The organism is Corynebacterium sp. HMSC064E10 (assembly GCF_001812505.1).
Lineage (GTDB): Bacteria > Actinomycetota > Actinomycetes > Mycobacteriales > Mycobacteriaceae > Corynebacterium > Corynebacterium amycolatum.
Genome location: NZ_KV809173.1, coordinates 1,450,879 through 1,470,763, shown reverse-complemented (window position 1 = coordinate 1,470,763; position 19,885 = coordinate 1,450,879). Strand labels below are relative to the sequence as shown.

General features: G+C 57.9%; 18 protein-coding genes. 6 read left to right on the top strand and 12 right to left on the bottom strand.

The window, feature by feature from the left end; genetic code table 11:
• Positions 1-201: 201 nt before the first annotated feature.
• Positions 202-1,479: an MFS transporter gene (locus HMPREF2860_RS08290; protein WP_070628768.1), complete on the bottom strand. Its 1,278-nt coding sequence runs from the start codon at positions 1,477-1,479 to the stop codon at positions 202-204.
• Between the two features lie 261 nt (positions 1,480-1,740).
• Here HMPREF2860_RS08290 and HMPREF2860_RS08285 point away from each other — a divergent pair, with 261 nt between their 5' ends.
• Positions 1,741-3,321: an NYN domain-containing protein gene (locus HMPREF2860_RS08285; RefSeq protein WP_070628767.1), complete on the top strand. Its 1,581-nt coding sequence runs from the start codon at positions 1,741-1,743 to the stop codon at positions 3,319-3,321.
• A 177-nt stretch (positions 3,322-3,498) separates the two neighbouring features.
• Here HMPREF2860_RS08285 and HMPREF2860_RS08280 read toward each other — a convergent pair whose 3' ends face one another.
• Positions 3,499-4,344, bottom strand: coding sequence for a PspA/IM30 family protein (locus tag HMPREF2860_RS08280; RefSeq protein ID WP_070628766.1), 846 nt, complete (start codon positions 4,342-4,344; stop codon positions 3,499-3,501).
• Positions 4,345-4,505: 161 nt separating this feature from the next.
• Here HMPREF2860_RS08280 and HMPREF2860_RS08275 point away from each other — a divergent pair, with 161 nt between their 5' ends.
• Complete coding sequence (locus HMPREF2860_RS08275; RefSeq protein WP_070628765.1) at positions 4,506-5,807, top strand: serine hydrolase; 1,302 nt, start codon at positions 4,506-4,508, stop codon at positions 5,805-5,807.
• A 93-nt stretch (positions 5,808-5,900) separates the two neighbouring features.
• On the opposite strand, the gene trxA is transcribed toward HMPREF2860_RS08275, so the two are convergent.
• From trxA to HMPREF2860_RS11075, 10 genes are all read right to left on the bottom strand, one after another.
• Complete coding sequence (gene trxA / locus HMPREF2860_RS08270) at positions 5,901-6,281, bottom strand: thioredoxin (RefSeq protein ID WP_070429055.1); 381 nt, start codon at positions 6,279-6,281, stop codon at positions 5,901-5,903.
• Between the two features lie 142 nt (positions 6,282-6,423).
• Positions 6,424-7,272 carry a fumarylacetoacetate hydrolase family protein gene (locus HMPREF2860_RS08265; RefSeq protein ID WP_070602147.1) on the bottom strand — a complete coding sequence of 283 codons (849 nt, stop codon included), beginning with the start codon at positions 7,270-7,272 and terminating at the stop codon, positions 6,424-6,426.
• 89 nt (positions 7,273-7,361) lie between these two features.
• Positions 7,362-8,558: an acyltransferase family protein gene (locus tag HMPREF2860_RS08260; protein WP_070628764.1), complete on the bottom strand. Its 1,197-nt coding sequence runs from the start codon at positions 8,556-8,558 to the stop codon at positions 7,362-7,364.
• Positions 8,559-8,700: 142 nt separating this feature from the next.
• Positions 8,701-10,293 (bottom strand): replicative DNA helicase, encoded by a 1,593-nt coding sequence (gene dnaB / locus HMPREF2860_RS08255; protein WP_049170075.1) that lies wholly within the window; start codon positions 10,291-10,293, stop codon positions 8,701-8,703.
• Positions 10,294-11,028: 735 nt separating this feature from the next.
• Positions 11,029-11,481, bottom strand: coding sequence for a 50S ribosomal protein L9 (gene rplI, locus HMPREF2860_RS08250; RefSeq protein ID WP_005511982.1), 453 nt, complete (start codon positions 11,479-11,481; stop codon positions 11,029-11,031).
• A gap of 100 nt (positions 11,482-11,581) precedes the next feature.
• A complete protein-coding gene (locus tag HMPREF2860_RS08245; protein ID WP_005511984.1) occupies positions 11,582-12,148 on the bottom strand; it encodes a single-stranded DNA-binding protein in 567 nt (188 codons plus the stop codon).
• Positions 12,149-12,269: 121 nt separating this feature from the next.
• Positions 12,270-12,557 (bottom strand): 30S ribosomal protein S6, encoded by a 288-nt coding sequence (gene rpsF, locus HMPREF2860_RS08240; protein ID WP_005511978.1) that lies wholly within the window; start codon positions 12,555-12,557, stop codon positions 12,270-12,272.
• 311 nt (positions 12,558-12,868) lie between these two features.
• Positions 12,869-13,060, bottom strand: coding sequence for a hypothetical protein (locus HMPREF2860_RS08235; protein ID WP_016421704.1), 192 nt, complete (start codon positions 13,058-13,060; stop codon positions 12,869-12,871).
• Positions 13,061-15,538: a transglycosylase domain-containing protein gene (locus HMPREF2860_RS08230; RefSeq protein ID WP_016421705.1), complete on the bottom strand. Its 2,478-nt coding sequence runs from the start codon at positions 15,536-15,538 to the stop codon at positions 13,061-13,063.
• Positions 15,539-15,549: 11 nt separating this feature from the next.
• The gene (locus HMPREF2860_RS11075) at positions 15,550-15,921 is read right to left on the bottom strand and encodes a DUF5318 family protein (protein ID WP_224433683.1); all 372 of its coding nucleotides are present in this window, start codon (positions 15,919-15,921) and stop codon (positions 15,550-15,552) included.
• A 272-nt stretch (positions 15,922-16,193) separates the two neighbouring features.
• Here HMPREF2860_RS11075 and HMPREF2860_RS08225 point away from each other — a divergent pair, with 272 nt between their 5' ends.
• The 4 genes from HMPREF2860_RS08225 (at position 16,194) to HMPREF2860_RS08210 (ending at position 19,843) form a co-directional block, all read left to right on the top strand.
• Positions 16,194-17,279: an inositol-3-phosphate synthase gene (locus tag HMPREF2860_RS08225; RefSeq protein WP_016421706.1), complete on the top strand. Its 1,086-nt coding sequence runs from the start codon at positions 16,194-16,196 to the stop codon at positions 17,277-17,279.
• Between the two features lie 521 nt (positions 17,280-17,800).
• A complete protein-coding gene (locus tag HMPREF2860_RS08220; RefSeq protein ID WP_070429059.1) occupies positions 17,801-18,292 on the top strand; it encodes a MarR family winged helix-turn-helix transcriptional regulator in 492 nt (163 codons plus the stop codon).
• Positions 18,293-18,450: 158 nt separating this feature from the next.
• A complete protein-coding gene (locus HMPREF2860_RS08215; protein ID WP_070628763.1) occupies positions 18,451-19,383 on the top strand; it encodes a universal stress protein in 933 nt (310 codons plus the stop codon).
• A 43-nt stretch (positions 19,384-19,426) separates the two neighbouring features.
• Positions 19,427-19,843, top strand: coding sequence for a hypothetical protein (locus HMPREF2860_RS08210; protein ID WP_048733161.1), 417 nt, complete (start codon positions 19,427-19,429; stop codon positions 19,841-19,843).
• Positions 19,844-19,885 lie beyond the last annotated feature (42 nt).

Below are 19,885 nucleotides of genomic sequence, written 5' to 3'. Positions count from 1 at the left end.
CGAAAACATTTCCCCCACATCAGCCAACCAGACAACAACCGCCTGGCCACGCTGACCTCCGAATACATTACACACACGCCCTTATTTAAGCGAATCCGCTGGTAGAACCATGAAAAAATTCACTTTAGTTAACCCCGTACGCCAAATCAGAGACTTCCTACGGCTCGGTCGCTACTTGTCAGCAACTCAGCAACCGACCAATTACTTAGTCAGAGCCGCCTTGTCACCTGCGAGTCGTCGCCAAGCAGTGGCAGACGCGACACCCATCAGCGCACCCGCCCCCAGAAACACGCTGCCTGCACCCATCGCGGTAGCACCCACACCAGCAACCGGCGGCAGGATGACCTGCGCCAAGCGGTTACCCATCAGCCGGATGGACAACGCCTGAGCACGCACCTCGGCATCCACCAGGGAGCTCACCCACGTCATAGACATAGGCATGACAAAGCCCCACGCCAAGCCACAGATACCAACTGCGATAACCATCAGCCACGCACTCTGTAGCCACGGCATTGCCAAAAGCGGCATGACACCGGCACAAACTGCAATGATAAGGACCCGATTGCGATTAGCTTTGCGCAAAACAGTCGGCATGAGGGCTCGGGAAATAATCGCAAGACCACTACGCGCACCAAGGATCGCCGTCACCTCGGCAACACTAAAGCCCAGTTCACGTCCCAGCACCGGCACATATGCCGTCAACAGGTCAATGGCTACGATGACCGCAATTGAGACAGACATAGCGCTGGACATGCCATCGATACGCAGGATGCTTAAGACCGATGCGCCACTGGCTTCGGCCTGCGCCAGCCGCCTCTCCTCCATCCGGCTGCGGTCGCTAAGAGTCGACGCCGGAGAATACTCAGTTGAGCTAGCAGCTTGCACTTCGGCGGCTGCATTTGCTTCGTGCCGTCGATAAGCAGTTGCGACCGGCCAGCCGATGACCAGGGCGACTGCACCGATTCCCGTCATCGTCCAGAGCGCGGAAGTGGTGGCGGTCATGGCGCTGCCGTCGTGGTTGGGAGTGAGCAGACCCGCACCGACGATGCCGAGGAACTGCCCGACGGAGATTCCAAGCGTGAAGTATGCAAAGAGGCTATCAAGCCCGGCGACGCCGCCACGCAGGTGCGAAACCATGCCTTGAGCGGCGATGAGCGTGGTCATGTGGGCAAAACCCAGGGCCACGTAGCCGATCAGAAGAATAGGTAGGTTCGGCGAGAGCGACATTACTGCTGCAGCGATGACGGTGGCGACGAGACCGGAGTACATGACTTCGGTGGCACGATGGCTGTCGACAAGCTTGCCGGCGGGAAGCGCAATAATAAGAGGTACAAGTGAAAATGCGGCAGTGAACCAACCGACGGTGGCGGCGGAACCGCCAAAATCGAGGACTCGCCAAGAAAGCAGCACGCGACCGCCGTTGAAAACCGCTTGCCCCAACACAGTAATGAGAACCAATAGGCCGAACCAGCGTCTCATACCTGTTTGTAACTCCCCTTCTCCTGTGTGGTCGCACTCTTCGCGGGGCGATTTCTTTGCACGTCAATACCTAAATTGATCGGTGCTTTCTCGTCGGCTCGCACTTCTGCCAACCCGCGAAGAACGGTCAAAGCAATGCGGCTTATTAAGAATAGTCCCTGAAGTTAAACATGTTTAGCGCATAGAATGAATTATTCGGGCATCCTTGTCGATGTAACCGGTTTTCTTATTTAGTTAATAAAGAATCAGGAATTAGGAGCCATGCTTGAACGCACATTGGTGTTCGTCGATACGTCATATTTACTGGCGAGCTTTTACAACTCGTGGGAAACCGGAGCCCGCGGGCAATTAGAAATCGACCTTAGAGAAGTAGTTAGTGTCCTTGACCGAATGATTAACCAGCAGCTGAACCAGCCAGTTCAGCGGCAACTTTGGTACGACGGCATCCCGGAGTCGGGGCCGCATCGTTACCAGCGCTCACTGCGCACGATTGATGGTGTGCAGCTGCGCGCAGGTCAGCTCATTGAATGGGGTGACCGACGGACGCAGAAGGCCGTCGATACGCGACTCGTCGCAGACATGGTTGTCGCCGGCCTGCGCAACCAAGTTTCCGATATCGTGCTGGTCTCGGGCGATGCGGACATGCTGCCCGGCGTCGCTGAGGCTTCGGCCGCCGGTGTGCGCGTGCATCTCTACGGCTTCGGCTGGGACTCCATGTCCGGTGCACTTCGCCATGCCTGCGATTCGACGACAATCCTCGATCCCCGCGAGGACTTCGCCGACGCCATGCAGCTCAATGTCCTCGAGGGCCCAATCCCACCGGTCGTCCGCACGAATAAGCCGCTGGGCGATGCCGAACCAATCGAAGATCTCGGTGCCACCTGTGTACCGGATACGCGCATCACTCCTCCGGGCGAGGACTCGCTTGACGACGGCACGGAGAACACTCCCTCCGCTGCCGACGGTGATGTTGCTTCGCCGGAGGCCGGCTCTCCGGAGGTTCCGCAGGACCAGCGCGTTGTGCCATCCCCCACAGCTGACCGCGACTCCGACTGTCGCAGCGAAGACAATGCCGCAGCCACGCCGACGGCCAAGGCCGACTCGCCGAAGTTCAACGAGGTCGAGCACGCGGCCAAGATGGGTGCCCGGGAAATCCCGGCGCAGGCTGAGCACCGCGCTGAGGTAGAGCGCACCGGCGGTTTGGAAGCTACACAGGTGGATTCCGCTGCTTCGGGCGTTTCGGCTGACTCGCCAACACAGCAAACGCAACCAACTCAGCCAGCACAGCCTTCTCCAGCGGCCATGCCCGGCGCAACAGTCAACACTGGCAGTGGGGCTGGTAACGACACTGCGAACAACACCGGAGCCGAGAATGCAGGCGCGTCTGCCTCCGATTCCGCGTCGTCGACTGCAACCGGCAGTGGGGAGTCGGCGACGGAGCCGTCGGCAAGCGAAGACGGTGCCAACGCGAGTACACCGAAACCAAGCCCGCGGCCGAACCCTTCGATGATGGCGCCAAGGAGGAAGCTGCGTAGTCGGTACGTGCCCCTGCCCAACGAAGTGTGGGCATCTGCGGGTTTCCAGACGCCGTTCGATGTGGGACAGCAGTACGCGAACTGGTGGTACGAGAATATTGCGAACGAGCAGGCGCGCGATAGTGCCCACTTGCTCTCTGGTGGTGGGCTGCCGCCGGACATTGATCGTCCGCTGCTGCAGTTTGCGTGCGAAACCCTGCACGAATACACGCTGACGGAGACGCAGCGCGTCAATCTGCGCGATGGTTTCCACGCCGGTATCCGCGGGGTGCTGCTCGCGCGGAAGAACGGCGAATTGGAGAAGTAGCGCGCCTCAAGGCTTCGGCAGTTTCGATGGCTTCAGCACTACTGGCGCTACTGTCGCTGCTGGTGCGGCTGACGCGAGAAAGTGTCGGGGTTTATGGCAGTTTAGGGTGGTTTTCCCGCTCAGACTGCCATAAACCCCGACACTTTCTTGTTGGCGATTGTTGGCAACTGGTGAAGGCTACTTCGCTTCGTCTGCGTCCGTTGTGGTGTCCTCAACGGCCTCGGCGGCCTCGGCGGACTCGGCGGACTCCAGCTCGCCGGCATTATCCTTCGCGGCAGAACCGGATTCGAGAGCAGCGCTTTCATTATTCATCTGGGCACGAATTTCGGCCAGGCGCATGTCGGCAGCGGCATCGCGAGTCGAAGTCTCGATCTCAGCCATGCGACCTGCTTGTGAGGATTCCGCGAGCTCCTGAGCGCCCAACGCATTGGCGTAACGACCTTCAATCTTCTCACGGACCGAATCTAAAGTCGGCACATTCGGATCCTCGGAAATACCCTGCATGCTCTGGAGAGTCTTCGACGCGGTCTCTTGCATCTTGGCCTGATCCGCCTGCGACTCCAGCTTGCGGATATCCTGCTTAATCTGCTCGTAGCGAGCCTGCGACTGCTGCGCCTGACGCTGTGCCTCCTCAGCAGCAGATACGGCCTGCTGGTGGAGCTGCGTAGTATTTTCCAGCTCCTTTTCAACATTCACCAGCTGGGTGGCAAACGCCTCAGCAGTGCTTTCCATCTTCTGTGCAGTGGCCTCATCGCCCTTGGCACGAGCCTGATCCGCATTGGCGAGTGCCTGGCGGGTGTTCTCGGTAATCTTGTCACGCTCGGAGGTCAACCGCCCCAGCTGCATTTCCAGCTGATTGCGGTTGCCGATGATAGCCGCAGCCTGACGCTGAATCTCCTGATGGCGCTGACGCTCGGCCTCAGCTGCCTGTGCAATCTGAACCTTCGGATCCGCATTGTCCTCGATTTTCTTATCGAACGAAGACATCATGTACTTCCAGCCCTTGGCAAATGGATTAGCCATGCAAATCCAACCTTCCTCAACATATGCGGAATAACTAATCGGAACCGAGAAGATTCCATCTCTTAAAAAATTGTACGTGAGCTAGCTCGCTCTCTCTCGGCAAACGGAAAGAGCTGGTTACCGACAAGCAAGACTCCCCCAGAGTTGTAAACTCTCTAAACATGGTTCATTGCCCTCAACGCGCGTACCGCGGACTTGCCGCGAGTCTCGCCGCGGTAATTACTCTGTCAGCAACTGCGCCGCTGGCTAACGCGACAGTCACCGCAACTGCTGACTCCACCGATACCGGCGCATTTTCGCAGGTAGTCGTCGCAGCTCCATCCTCAACGGAGCCGACTAAGCCCTCCGACGCAAAAACCAAGAAGACCACCGAAAAGCCAGCTGAAAAGACTCCCGAGAAGAGCACAGGAAAAACCACAGAGAAGTCGGCGGAACAGTCGCCTGAGAAGTCGACTGAGAAAACCTCTTCAACGACATCGGAAACGTCCTCAACGGAGCCGTCGGAAAGCACTGCGAAAAGTGAGCCGAAGGCGTTTCCCCCACTTGTGCCAGGGGCGAATACCCAGTGGGGCCTTGGCGTCCAAACTCGTCTCGACCAGGTGACCGAGAAGTTTGATGCTAAGGGCGGCATGCTCGGCATGGGCATCCTGGATCGCCAGACCGGTGAGTTCATCTGCAACGCACACTGTGATGATGTTTTTCGCCTCGCCAGCCTGATGAAGGTATTCATCGCCGATGTCGTGGCCTACTCCAACTACACACAGCCGAAGAAGGGCGAGATCGTCGCTGGCCAGGGCGATATGCCGGTTGAGGGCAACCCTGATGCCATGCTGCGCGACGACATGATTCGATACTCCAACAATGAAGCAACTGACGAGCTGTGGGATTCCTACGGCGGTGTACGCATCGTTGACAATGTCCGGCAGCGCTACGGCCTGTCGGATAAGACCGTCGGCTCGCCTATGTGGGGAGCCACCACTAGTACGCCAGCCGACATGGTCGCCTACTTTGACCGCATGCTGAGCGAAGAAGGCGGACTGAGCGACACGGAGACCAAATACATGCGTCAGCTGATGTACTCACTGCCGCGTTACTCCTACGGCGATGCAGACCAGAACTTCGGTCTGCGTGCAGCGCTACCGAAGGAAACGATTGCCAACAAATCCGGTTGGTACGAAGAGCAGCACACCACTGCCGGGTTCCTTGGCGACGATGACCGTTACGCTATCGCGGTTCTGGGCAAAAACCTGACCGCCAACGACCTCACCGAAGCTGTCAAGCACGTGTTCCCGAGCGGGCAGGTTCTGCCAACAGGTGAGAAGGAGACAAAGCATGCCCGCACCAGCGCACCACTGTCGATTGAGGAAAACTCAAACAAAGTCGCTCCAGCCCTGTGGGCAATGGTAGCGGCACTCGCTGGCTTTGGTATTGGCTGGCTCATTCGTGGCCAGCGCGCGGACTAGATACAAAAAGTCCCCGCGGGCTTGAGGCGCGGGGGCTCATGCGGCAGTGCTCTAAGTTGGAAAACGCACAGTATGCGGACTAAACCGCAGAATTTACTCGGTAGCGCTATCCTGTGCGGCCTGCTCGGCAATCTGCGCACGGACATCATCCATGTTCAGCTCCGAAGCCTGGCCAACCAGGTCGCTCAGAGCGGTCTCAGGCAGCACACCAGAGTGCTGGAACAGCAGGATTCCCTCGCGGAAAACAAACAGCGTCGGAATCGACTGAATGCCCAGGGCGGCCGAAACCTCCTGGTTGGCATCGGTGTCGAGCTTTGCGAACACTACCTCTGGGTGCTTCTCCGAAGCCTTCTCATAAATCGGGGCGAACTGGCGGCACGGACCGCACCAGGATGCCCAGGCATCAACGAGCACAATGTCGTTGTTCTGAATAGTTTCAGCGAAAGTCTCGTTCGTAATATCAACAGTTGCCATGGGTCTAACTCCTTTTACTCTTTAACGTCGTGTTCTAACTTCACGTTCTTTACGTAGGTTTTTACCCGTTAGTCTCCCACAACGCACGCGGGGGTCGTTTCATTCCCGCCGGGTTCGCGGGAACGTCGTAAAGCGGCGCGTGCTAGTGGTTGATGCGGACAGTGTTGGCCTGTTTACCCAGGCCATCGATGGTGATGACCATTTCCTGACCATCCTGAAGGTAGGTCTGCGGGCTCATGCCGTGGCCAACACCCGCCGCCGTTCCCGTGGAGATGACATCGCCCGGGTTCAGCTGCACGAACTGTGAGATGTAGGCGATCAACTTTGCCGGGGAGAAAACAAGGTCCGCAATCGGTGCATCCTGGCGCAGCTCCCCGTCGACGTATGTGCGCACCCGCGCGGAGTCCGCATCGAAAGCATCAGCCGTGAGCATCCACGGCCCGAAAGCACTGGCGCGCTGCAACGTCTTCCCCTGTAGCCACTGCGCGGTAGCGTACTGGAAATCGCGCTGGGTGAAATCATTCATAATCGCGTACCCAGCGATAGCGTCCTGTGCCTGCTCCTCCGACACCCGCAGGCAGGTCTCGCCGACGATAACCGCGAGCTCGCCTTCGTAATCGAGCTTCTCCGCGCAGGCCTCCGGCACTCGGATGTCATCCTTCGCGCCAGCGACGGCATCGGCAAACTTCGCGAATAACGTCGGCACCTCGGGGCGCTGGTGCCCCATCTCATCGATGTGCGCGGCATAGTTCAGGCCGACGCAGACGATCTTGCCCGGCCGCGTAATCAGCGGTGCGAACGCCCACGCGCTCTCCGCCATGACGTTGTCAGGGTTGTTCCCCGCCTCCGCCAAGAGTTCTTCCGCTTCACGACGCCACGTTGGCCGCGCTAACACATCTCCGAGACAGTGGTCATCAAAAAGGACCGCTACGCCGTCGCCGAGAACAGCGGCGCGGGTTGCACCCTGGTATCGCAACGTTGCTAGACGCATGGCTTTCTCATTTCTTCATGGCTATTCTCTGTGTCACTTCTGCCGCCTGATCGGCTCCCGGTTCCACGCTACCGCCTTGTTGAGCTGAATTAGGAAGCAGGTTCGCTCTTAGGCTGCCGCGGAGCCTCGCCTTCAGGCAGGGAAGAAGGATTCTGACTGCGCTGAAGGGCACGCTGCCCCGGCGTAGTCATGCGCGCTACCCACGCAGGACGGACAAAGAGCCACCCGGCACCGATGGCAAGCAGCAACCTGTGCAGACCAAGACACAGCATCGCCGCAATAATAGTCACCAGCGGCGTCATGATGACCAAATGTGGGTCCTTCGGCAGGATGAGGTCACAAATAATCATGACCACAACCAACATTGGAATGTGCATGAGGAAGATAGGCAGCGTTCGGCCGCCAACCTTTTCAAAAGGCACAACTAGGCGAGTGTTCTGCAGCATCGCCATAATATTGATTGCAGCCAGTGCGCCAGTGGTGGACAGGTACACGCGGGTGAAGCCGACGTTGCCTTCGTTAAAGCTCGAGTAGGTCGCCTGCACCCAGATCGCCACCGACAGAAACGCCGTCAGCGTCACTAGCAGTGAGAGACCGCTGCGACGCTGTGCCATCCGGAAAATCCACGGCGCACCGTACATGCCCAGCACGTAGAAGAACAGCATTTTGCTGACGAAGTCCCACGACCAGCTGGACGAGGCAAAAGGTGCCCATGCACTAATGAGGCCTGTAACGATGAGCTGAATCACCGGATGTACCCAGCGAAATGCTCGTGTGAGAATTGCAAACAGCGCCAGCGCCCACAGGAACCACAGGTAGGAAGTTGGTTCGATGATCGCGTGAAGCGTGTTGTAAATTCGCGGCCCCCACGCGCTGTGGTCCGTGATCGGCGGTGGAGACACTATGCCATCGGCATCCACGTGCGTATATGGCATGAGGAAAAGCACGAAGTCACGCAGTGGCACCCAAATCACGTAGAGATAGACCATCACCCAGATTCGGCGATTGGCTAACTTATGCCACGACTCCTTGAGTGCCTTACCGGCGAACAGACCAGATAACAGGAAAAACAGCGGCATACGGATTGGTCCGAGGAAGAAGTTAATCCCCGCCCACTGCGCCGTGTAGTAACCGTGCGCTTGCAGCTCTGTGATGGCATGGCCAAGCACAACTAAAAGAATGCACAGCCCCTTAGCCGCATCTACCCAACCGACGCGCTGTTTCGGCGCACTCTTCTGCCTTTTCGCTTTGGCCTCCGCTGCCACGGGAGCGGCAGTTGGTGACATAGTGCTTCCCCGCTTCCCGACGACTCCGCGTAACCCTCAAAACCTTCAAAACCATCAACGCACGAAAACTCGCCCCATTGACTGTCACTCACCTTACCTAGCCACCCGGATTGCACTAATTCTGGGTGGCTAGGCCAGGCACCTAGAGAGAACCGCTGGGCTCCTCCGCCAGGTTGGCGAACCTGGAGTAATGCAGCTGGTGGGCCACAGCAATGCTTCCGGTCGGTCCACCACGGTGCTTTGCGACGATAATATCCGCCTCACCAGCACGTTCATGGTCAGCCTCCTGCGAGTCCGGCCGGTAAATCAGCATGACGATATCGGCATCCTGCTCCAGCGAACCCGACTCACGCAGGTCCGAGACCTGTGGCTTCTTATCTGTGCGAGCTTCCGGACCACGATTCAGCTGCGAAATTGCAATCAGCGGTACCTCGAGCTCCTTCGCCAACAACTTGAGCTGACGGGAGAACTCCGAGACCTCTTGCTGCCTGGACTCGACTTTTTTACCCGAGCTCATCAGCTGCAGGTAGTCGACCACGATCATCTTCAGATCGTGCTTCTGCTTCAGCTGACGTGCCTTCGCGCGAATTTCCATCATGGTCAGGTTCGGCGAGTCATCAATAAACAGCGGAGCATCACGAATCTTGTCGCCGACCTCGACCAGCTTTGTCCAGTCCCGCTCATCCAGGTCACCGGAGCGCAAAGATGCCATGTTGATCTTCGCCTCTGCGGACATGATGCGCATCATGATTTCATTGCGCGACATTTCCAACGAGAAAATTGCGCTGGTCATGCCGTTGCGAATCGAGGCCGAACGCATGAAGTCCATTGCAAGCGTGGACTTACCCACACCCGGACGGGCCGCAATAATCACCATCTGACCTGGGTGAAGGCCATTTGTCAGCTTGTCCAGGTTGGTAATCCCCGTCGGCACACCCTGCGCCAGACCGCCGTTTTGGGTAATAAGATCCAGTTCCTCCAGCGTGTCATCCAGGACATCGGCGATGGGAACGTAGTCATTCTTCGTGTTCTCACGTCCAACGCTGAAGATGAGCTGCTGCGCCTCATCCACCAGCTGCTCCGGCTCCGTGTCCTCCGCGCCCGCATAGCCAATCTGGGCGATTTTCGTGCCGGCCTCGACCAGGCGACGGATTGTCGCCTTCTCCGCAACAATGCGGGCATAGAACTGCGCATTCGCCGCCGTTGGCACCAGGGAGGCCAAGGTGTGCAGGTACAGCGGACCACCGATACGCTCCAGGTCTCCAGTTCGATCCAGACGACCTGCCAGCAAAATGGGGTCAATTTCCGAGGACTCACCGTAGAGGTGCAAAATCGCCGAGTAAATCGTCTGGTGCGCTGGCCGGTAGAAATCCTCCGGCGTCAGCTGCTCGTACACATCCGCGACGACCTCTGAGTTCAGCAGCATCGCGCCGAGCACACTCTGCTCCGCCTCGATATTGTGCGGCGGGGTGCGCTCAAAAGTCGCGCCCGCGACGGCACTCGCACGAGCGCCACGACCACGGTCTCGCTCCCAGTCCCGCGCCCCAGATCCGCTTGCCGACGATCCGTTGCCCGAGCTCTGCGAGAAGGAATACTCCTCCGGTGGCGCATCCTCTACCGGCGGTTCCGGGGGCAGCGGAACGTCATCGAAGGAATCATCGTGGGAATTTACCGAGTAGGAGGACGCCTCGTCCCCTGCTCCGGAATGACCACCATCACCTACAGGCTGACTCATCGTGAGCAGCTCCTCCCCTTCTGGACCACTTAGGTGCCTTTTCAACCCTGTTGCTGACTGACCGTCACACTCAATATGTCTGTTCCGACCGCCAGCAGTGGACACCTGACTACCTACCGCAGTTATACCTGTTCGAGCGGATTGATGGACCTGTAAAAGTACCCTTGGAGTCCCCAGAAAACAATCTTCTACGGTGTTTATCCCCGAAGTTATCCACAGCACCTGTGGATAAGCCTGGGGAGAACATGTGCACAATCAAGAAAAGTCCAGGTGAACGGTCCGTAACCCTAAACCGCCGCTTGAATGTTAACGGGGGTAGCGGAGTTTCAATCCGAAAATATTCTATCTACGCAGGTCAGTGCGTATTTGCCTTAATCCTGCACAAATGTAATCCTCTGCTACCCCTTTAGCATCGATGCTGCTCATGCGGAGATTATTAACGATGAATTAATAAAAATCTCGCGCTCTCCAGAAAAGTTATCCACGGCAGCCAGGCAAGTTACCCACAGGTCTATCCACAGCAATCGTCGTTAGCCTGTGGACAAGTCGTAGACGCTCTTTCCAGCACCTGCGTAAAAGGCTTTAAACCAGCCTTAAACCACGAAAAGCCCCGACCTTTCACTACGAAAGATCAGAGCTTCACGTGTGCTGTTGTCATTGGGCCTCAGAGCCCGCGCAGTCTTTAAACGCGGTGCTCGTCAGCCGCCGTCAAAGTAAAAACTCTAAACCGCGAACTTACGCGGCGACGACCTGTACGGAAACATGCGCGGTAATCTGCGGGTGCAGCGCGATGTCAACGGTGTGCTTACCAAGGGACTTGATCTGGCTCGGAGCAAGCACGACTGCGCGCTTGTCGATAGCCTGACCGGAAGCCTTACGAACTGCATCGGCGATGTCACCCTTGGTGACAGAACCGAACAGCTTGCCATTTTCCGAAGCCTTCACAGCAACGGAGACGTTGTCGAGCGAATCAATCTTCTGCTTGACTTCACGTGCATGGTCGAGGTCGCGGATAGCGCGAGCCTCCTGGGCACGACGAATGCCCTCGATCTGCTTTTCTGCGCCGCGGGTGGCAACAATTGCCAGTCCGCGAGGAAGCAGGTAGTTACGTCCGTAGCCGGCCTTGACCTCAACGATGTCGCCTGCGACACCGAGCTTGTCAACGTCGGCGGTGAGGATCAGCTTCATGATCCCTGCCTTTCGCTGGATATGTCTTTAAAAGATTTTGAGAATTGTGGATGCTAAATCTGCTGCAAACTAGTCACGTAGTGCCGTGGCTGGAAGGAGTTTAGAACGGAGGCTCATCGCCGCCGAAGCCGCCACCGGCCGGAGGAGCTGAGTTCCACGGATCTTCCGCAGGAGCTCCGCCACCAAAACCGCGATCGCTCTGTCCACCCTGGTTGCCCTGGTTTCCACCAAAGCCACCGCCGAAACCACCACCGGCATTTCCACCCTGGCCGCGGTTGCCGCCGCCAAAGTTTCCACCGCCGTTGCGTGGAGTGCGCGTGACCTGAGCTCGAGCGAACTTCAGGGACGGGCCCACCTCATCGACCTCAACCTCAAAGACGGTACGACGCTCGCCCTCGCGGGTCTCGTAACTGCGCTGGCGCAGACGACCCTGGACGATGACGCGCATGCCCTTGGAGAGACTTTCGACAGCGTTCTCCGCTGCCTCACGCCACAGGCTGCAGGTGAGGAACATGCCCTCGCCGTCAACCCACTGGCCATCTCGGTACACCCGCGGAGTCGACGCAACGCGGAAATTCGCCACGGCGGTGCCATTCTGGGTGTACTTAAGCTCCGGGTCAGCAACCAAGTTGCCAACCACCGTGATTTGTACGTCTCCCTGAGCCATGCTTCTTCTCCTCGGTTGTATTCTGTCGAGCTGATGATGGGGCTTTCGCCCGCTATCCTACGACTTTCGCATTACCGGTGTGTCCCATTCGAGCACTCTGGTTACGCAAATATGACGCAGATTAACGATCAACCCGCAGCACCTTGGTGCGCAGGATGCTGTCGTTCAGATTCAGACGACGGTCGAGTTCCAGCACGGTTGCGGACTCGCAGGTGAGGTCGACGACAACGTAGATGCCGTCTTCCTTCTTCTCGATCGGGTAGGCGAGGTGGCGCTTACCCCAGATGTCCACCTTCTCCACCTTGCCGTTCTCCTTGCGGACAACGTCGAGGTACTTCTCCAGGGACGGGCCTACGGTGCGCTCATCCTGAGACGGATCGATAATAATCATTACTTCGTAGTGACGCACGGACCTCATCACCTCCTATGGTCTAGTTCTTGTATTTCGGCTACACAGCGTGGTGCGCTGGCACTGTCTTTCATGCCAACCGCTATGCAGCAGGAGGATCGTTGCGTCAAGCAACCCTGCCAGGGTACCGCAGGCAGAGGTATATGTCCTAATCGCAGGCGCCATCGGCAAGCAGTACTGGCAAGCGGTGTCAGGGCGCCGAATAGAAAGAGACGCACACAGAGCTACTGCGTGCGCCTCTTTGAATTGTGAAGTTGTCGCGTGCTTGGTGGGCAGTTAACGCTCTAGCAACTGACTACCTGGCCTGCGTCCTACATTGATGTCGAGGAAGCATGTGCCAACGCAATAATCACCGGAATGACTGTCGCGAATAGGAAAGCTGCCAGGCACAGAGCCCAAATGATTGCCGGTTTCCACTTCTGCATGAAGCCCCAAAAGGCCGTGCCGAACATCAGGAAGCCAATCGCGACGCAGACGATGGTGAAAATCACCCACGTGTCCACTTACTGTCCACCTCCAGGGTTACCGGGGTCTCCGCCGCCTTCATTGCCACCGCCGAAACCACCGCCTCCCGGAATCGGGATGGGCAGTAGGTCAGCGATTCCGCCGCCACCGCCTCCGCCATCGCCACCCGGAACCGGAAGCGGTGCAGGCTGCTCCTCGGAGGACTCAGAGGTCGACTCCTCGGCCGACTCCTCTTCTGTGGTCTCCGGGGCATAGCCCTGGTCATAGCCAGAGTCAGAGGTCGACGGCGCCTGGTACTGCGGCGCACCTGCGACACCACCGATTGGCTCCGGCTTGGTGAAGTACTCAAAGTCCTCGTTAGACAGTGCGTTATCCATGGTGTACTTCCACAGATCGCCCGGGGTTTGCGAGCCGTACATGATGCCACCATAGGAGTTGTAGAGCGCCGAACCATCGACGTTGCCAACCCACACTGCAGTCGACAGCTGCGGTGTCGAACCGATCATCCACGCATCCTTGTTCTGGCCGGTGTCACCCAACTGCGTAGTACCGGTCTTGGCGGCCGACGGGCGACCACCACTCAAGGGCTTGTTGCTGTAACCGGCAATAGGCTCCATGGCCGATATCATATTGGTGGCCACTGCCTTGGAAACTCGACGGTCGCCCTTGTCAGCGTTGGACTCGTAAACAATCTCGCCCTTGGAGTTTTCGACCTTCTCTACGAAGTGAGTCTGCTGATAGACGCCATCGTTAGTCAGGGTAGCCAGACCAACGGCCATATCCAGCGGACGTGAGAGGTACTGACCCAGGGCGATACCGTCCTGCGAGTGACCGTTGTCGTCCATCAGAGTCTTTTCAATACCCGGGATGGACTCAGCCACGCCCAGACGATGAGCCATTTTGGCGGTGTCATCCGGACCATTCTTCAGGTCGCGCTGCAGGCGAATAAACGGGGTGTTCAGCGACTGCTTCAGGGACTCATAAAGCGGAAGCACGCCACCGCCGGCACCGCCGTCGTTGTGCAGAGTGACGTTACCGGACTGCACAGGTGCCGAAGAGTACTGCGCGGTCAGTGGAATACCTTGATCGAGAGCTGCTGCCAGCGCAAAAATCTTGAAAGTAGAGCCGGTCTGCAGACCGCTGTTTGCGTAGTCCCAACCAGTCGGATCGTCGCCACCGTAGTAGGCGCGGACAGCACCGGTCTTCGGCTCCACCGAAACGATGGCGGCACGCAAACCCGTTGACTGATCGACGTAGTTTTCCATCGCATCCAGGGCAGCCTGCTGCACCGTCGGGTCAATGGTCGTCGTAATGCGTAGACCGCCAGTGTTGACCTCCTGCTCGGAGATACCTTCGCGCTCCAACTCAGCCAGAACCTGATTCTTAATCATGGCAGCCGGGCCGGGCTCCGGAGCCTGCTTCGGCGCCAACGCCGGATCGATGGTCTCCGGGTACTGCATTCCCGCGCGGTCCTGCGGCGAGACGATGTTCATCTCCACCAGGCCATCGAGGACGTAGTTCCAACGCTGCTCAGCCTCCGGGCGGTTAGTCCACGGATCCAGTGCAGATGGACGCTGAATCGAGGCTGCCAGCACAGCACCCTCTTCGGCATTCAGCTCACCGACTTCCTTACCGAAGTAGGCCTTCGACGCTGCCGCGATACCGTATGCGTTACGACCAAAGTAAATCGTGTTGAGGTAGGCCTCAAGGATTTCGTCCTTAGTCCACTCCCGCGCCATCTTCGCCGACATGACCAGTTCCTTGGCCTTACGGGTCAGCGTGCGCTCATTGCCCACCACAGCATTCTTGACGTACTGCTGCGTAATGGTCGAGCCGCCACCGGCACTGGAATTACCAGTCACGACTCCCAGAGCCGCACGGGCATAACCAGTCAAGGAAAAACCCGGGTTGGTATAGAAATCACGATCCTCAGCTGCCAGCACTGCATTGCGTACAGCATCCGGCACCTTGTCGATAGTGATGTTGCTTCGGTTACCGCCCTCGGGGACGATGCGCGTGATTTCCTTTTCACCACTGCGGTCATAAATCACCGCAATCTGGCTATTGGCCAACTCCTCTGGCTCCGGCACGTCCGTTGTCGCATAAGCAACACCGAACACAACTACCGGCAACAGCACGACCAGCGCCACGGCTAGACCGAGCCACGCTAAAATTCGCCGCTTATTATCAGTCGGCTGTTCTTCTTGCGCCATCGAGCTTTCCTCTTCATGGTCATCTGGTTCATGGTCATCTGGGGCGTACTGCCCCTTCTCCGGGTCCGGCTCGCTTGCCGACGTCATCTCTGAATCGGTAGCCAGACCCTCGTCACTGCCACCGACCGAAACAGCATCAATGCTGTCGCTGGAATCGTCGTCAAGCGATGCGTCATCGGAGCGTGCGTGCGTATTGAAGGAATCAGCATCCGGCTGATCCCACCACTCGCCTGATGAATTAGAACCCTGGCCCTCGTGAGGGCTGTTAGGACCGCCTGGGCTATCGGGTCGATCATTGCTCACGGGTGCTCTCCCTAGTTTTCTGACTCTTCTCGAGCTGCCTGAAGTGTCCGGGTCAGGAAACTCCACTTGCAGTCGGGGCACACCTCAACTTCTTTGACGGTGCACGAACCATATTCATTAACTATTGCGGATAATTCGTTTTCAGTACAAGCAGAGCCGGAACGACGGCCCAAGTTTTCTCCGAACACCCAGAATACGAGTCGGAGGTCGAATTTGCGACATACTGGGCACTCTTCCTGGGGCTTTCTGCCGTGAAAACGCGCGGCAGCGACCAGCCGAGCATCGGCATCACAGAGTGATTTCCGTGAAATCTCCCCTGCACGCCACTGCTCCAATAACTGCTTCTTGAGCAAGGAGTGATCGATCTCGCCCTGCCATGTCATCACGAAGACAGATTAGCAGGCGCGTGCGGGCTGATTTCACCCCCGCTTTATCGGTAAACACATGCCCCCTCACGGTTCGGGCATCGGCAAAAAACGCATAAAGGTATAACGTCACGCTCGTTACCTCAATGCGTGCACCCACTCACGGCCGCACCGCTGGCGTAAGGCCCTGGCGCGGGGTCCTGATGCTAGGTCCTGATGCGAGTTCCCGGTGTGAGTTCCCGGCGCGAGGTCAAAGCCTCCGAGCACATAGTTTCAAGGAGAATTACCAAATGAGTTCAATTCGCGTCGCTATCGTCGGCGTCGGCAACTGCGCTTCCTCCCTGGTGCAGGGTGTCGAGTTCTACCGCGATGCAAAGCCCGATGAGACCATTCCTGGCCTCATGCACGTCGTCTTCGGCGACTACCACGTCTCCGATGTCGAGTTCGTCGCAGCTTTCGATGTTGACGACAAGAAGGTCGGCAAGGACCTCTCCGAGGCCATTGTTTCCTCCGAGAACTGCACCATCAAGATTGCCGATGTCCCGACTCTCGGCGTTGAGGTTCAGCGCGGCCCGACCCTGGATGGCGTTGGCAAGTACTACGCGGACACCATCGACGAATCCCCGGCTGAACCGGTCGACGTTGTTCAGGCGCTGAAGGATGCCAAGGTCGATGTCCTGGTCTCCTACCTGCCGGTCGGTTCAGAACAGGCTGACAAGTTCTACGCACAGTGCGCCATTGACGCTGGTGTAGCTTTCGTCAATGCCCTGCCGGTCTTCATCGCTTCCGACCCGGAGTGGGCCAAGAAGTTCGAAGACGCAGGGGTTCCGATTGTCGGCGACGACATCAAGAGCCAGGTCGGCGCAACCATCACCCACCGCGTCATGGCCAAGCTATTTGAGGACCGCGGTGTTCGCCTCGAGCGCACCCTGCAGCTCAACGTCGGCGGCAACATGGACTTCAAGAACATGCTCGAGCGCGACCGCCTCGAGTCCAAGAAGATCTCCAAGACCCAGGCCGTCACCTCCAATCTCACCGGTCCGCTGGCCGGCAAGATCGACGACCGCAACGTCCACATCGGCCCGTCCGACTGGGTGGACTGGCTGGATGACCGCAAGTGGGCCTACGTCCGACTCGAGGGCAAGGCTTTCGGCGAGGTGCCGCTGAACCTTGAGTACAAGCTCGAGGTCTGGGACTCCCCGAACTCCGCTGGCATCATCATCGATGCTGTTCGCGCTGCCAAGATCGCCAAGGATCGCGGTATCGGCGGCCCGGTTTACGCCGCTTCTTCCTACCTGATGAAGTCCCCGCCGAAGCAGCTTGCCGACGATGTTGCGCGAGCACAGCTCGAAGCGTTCATCAAGGGCGAAGACTAAAAGGCACAAGCACTCAAAGGTACAAGCCAGCAGCTCCGAGAGCATGTTCCTTGAAAAGCGCCAGCAGGTTACCCATGCGGTAGCCGCTGGCGCTTTTGTGCTTCTCTCTCCCCTATCCTCCCCGCGTCCCTTCCACGCCTTCTCGCCCTACTCGCTGCTGCGCCCATCTCGTCCCCGCCATGGATGCGTGCGCTGCAGTCGTCGTAAAGCTGACAGCAATACATCCGAGAGGGTTGATCCGCGAGATATATCACAAGCCGAAAGGGTTCGCGAGAGTAGCCGCATGGCTACCTCCGGTCCAACGTTCTAAGTACAGAAGAAGTGACACTTTAGGGGGTTTCTGCCAGCACCGAAAAACCTTATACGCAGATAGGTTTAATGTTTTGTACTGGGGTTTTAGATGTTTGGTGGAAAATTCCTGGTGATTTCATCGCCGAAATCACCAGTTGTAGAAAAATAAATAGCACCCCAAATAAATTTCGTATTGGCAACTAGCACTGTTCGCATATAACATCGTCGCTATGACATTATCTTCGGGCTCGATTGGCAATCCTGATGCCGTTACTCCTCTGTCGCTCGCTAAGCGCATTCGCCCTCTCCTGACTCGCGCTGAGCTGCTCTACAGCCGCCGCTCCTCGGAGTCCCAGCTCAGCCGCGCGCAGCTGTCCATCATGATGACCCTGGAGGCACTGGGCGCCTGCCGTATCAGCCAGTTGGCTGAGGCCGAGGCCATCCGCATGCCCACCGCCTCCAACGCCGTGCACCACTTGGAGGTCGCCGGCATGGTGGAGCGCGTCCGCGACAGCAAAGACCGTCGTGGCGTCCGCGTTGAACTGACCGACCGTGGCCGTGAAGAGCTGCACCGTGTTTCTGAAGAGCGCGATCAGCAGATGGCTGAGATGTTCAGCACGCTGAGCCAGGAAGAGCTGGAATTTGGCGCTGGTCTTGAGACGATTCTGTCCAAGATCCTCGAAAACTACCCGGAGCACCCAAAGACAAACCCAAACGTCTAGTCTCTTTTCCAGCTAGCCCTGCCCGCTTTAAGCCCACAGGCAGGATACATAGCTTTTACACTTCCTCGGTGCCGTTTTAAATATGCCCGCCTATCCACGTAGGCTATTACCCAGAAGCACCACTTGGATATTTCTGAGTAATCACAGGAGGATTAGCGATGGCTTCCCGCCCGCTTCGTATCATGATTGCGTGGCGTCCAGGCGAGTACGGCACCGAAACGCTTGCTTACGCCGCTTGGTTAGCTCGCACCACGAAGGTGCAGATTCGCGTTGTCAGCGCACTGTCGCGCGGCTGGCCGCTGACCTCACTGGCTCGGTTGAGCACCAATGACTCCTGGGTTTCCCACGAAACCGAGTCTCTTGAAAAAATCATCAAGGATGAGCTAAAGCTCGCTGGCCTGCGCAAGGGCATGCTTGACGACGATGCCGTGCGGATCATCGAATCCTCCAGCGAATCCACAACTATCTGCAACGAAGCCGAAGAATTCGAAGCCGATGTGGTTTTGCTTGGCACCCGCCGAAGCAATACCAAGGACTGGGCCGCCAAGAACCGCAGTCGCTTTACTGCGGGATCAACCTCGGATGCGCTGCTGCATTACTCGCCAATCCCGCTGGGATTGGCGATTCCCGGCGCGAAGCTTTCTAAGCACGGTGTGACCCGTGTCAGCATTTGCTACATTGACACCCCACAGTCGCACCACGCATTGAATAAAGCTGCTGACCTGGCATATCGCTGGGAAGTTCCCCTGCGTTTGGTCTCGTTTACGCCGCGTGGTGCGACCATGTACCCGACGGAGAACGGCTACGGCCCCTCCTCTGACCTGATGATTGAGTGGCGCGAGCAGGCTATGGGGCTGCTCGACCGCGGTATGGACCGCGCGCATACCCGTTACCCAGACCTTTCCATTGATGCGGAAGTAGCCTCCGGCAACGGTTGGGAAGAGGCCATTCAGTCCATCAAGTGGAAAAAGGGAGACTTGCTCGTTTTGGGTTCGTCTACTCTTGGCCCATTCGGGCGAATTTTCATCGGCTCGTCGACTAACCACATCGTTCGTCACAGCCCGGTGCCAATGCTGATTACTCCGGCCTAGTATGGCAGGCACATCAGACGGCATTTAGAGGCGAGGGGAGCAGATGGTGGATAATTCACCGAAGCGCAGTACACCAGAGCGCAATGAGGATGAAATCTTCGACGAGCTTGAGCGCAAGATGTATTCCGGCAAGCGCGCCTACATCTACACCGCGGGTGTGATTCTTACGACGCTGCTCGCGGGCCTCATTATTGGCATCGCCGGCGCCATTGTCGGTGGCCCCACCTGTGATGCGGGTAAGTCCAGCTTCCTCTGCTCCCGCACTTGGGAGATCCTTTTCCCCGTTGTCCCGGGCGTAATCTCCCTGGTCGGCTGCCTTTTGGGCTTCTGGCAGACCTACGTGGAGTGGAAGAACTTCCGCAACTGGCGCGCGTGGCTCGCTATGTGCTGGGTGCTCATGCCCTTCACTTTGATGTGGATGCTCTCCACATTCGGCGTCCTGATTCTGGGCGTTAAGTAGGGGTAAGAGGCGGCCAGCCTCGGAGCCACCCCTTGAGGCTTT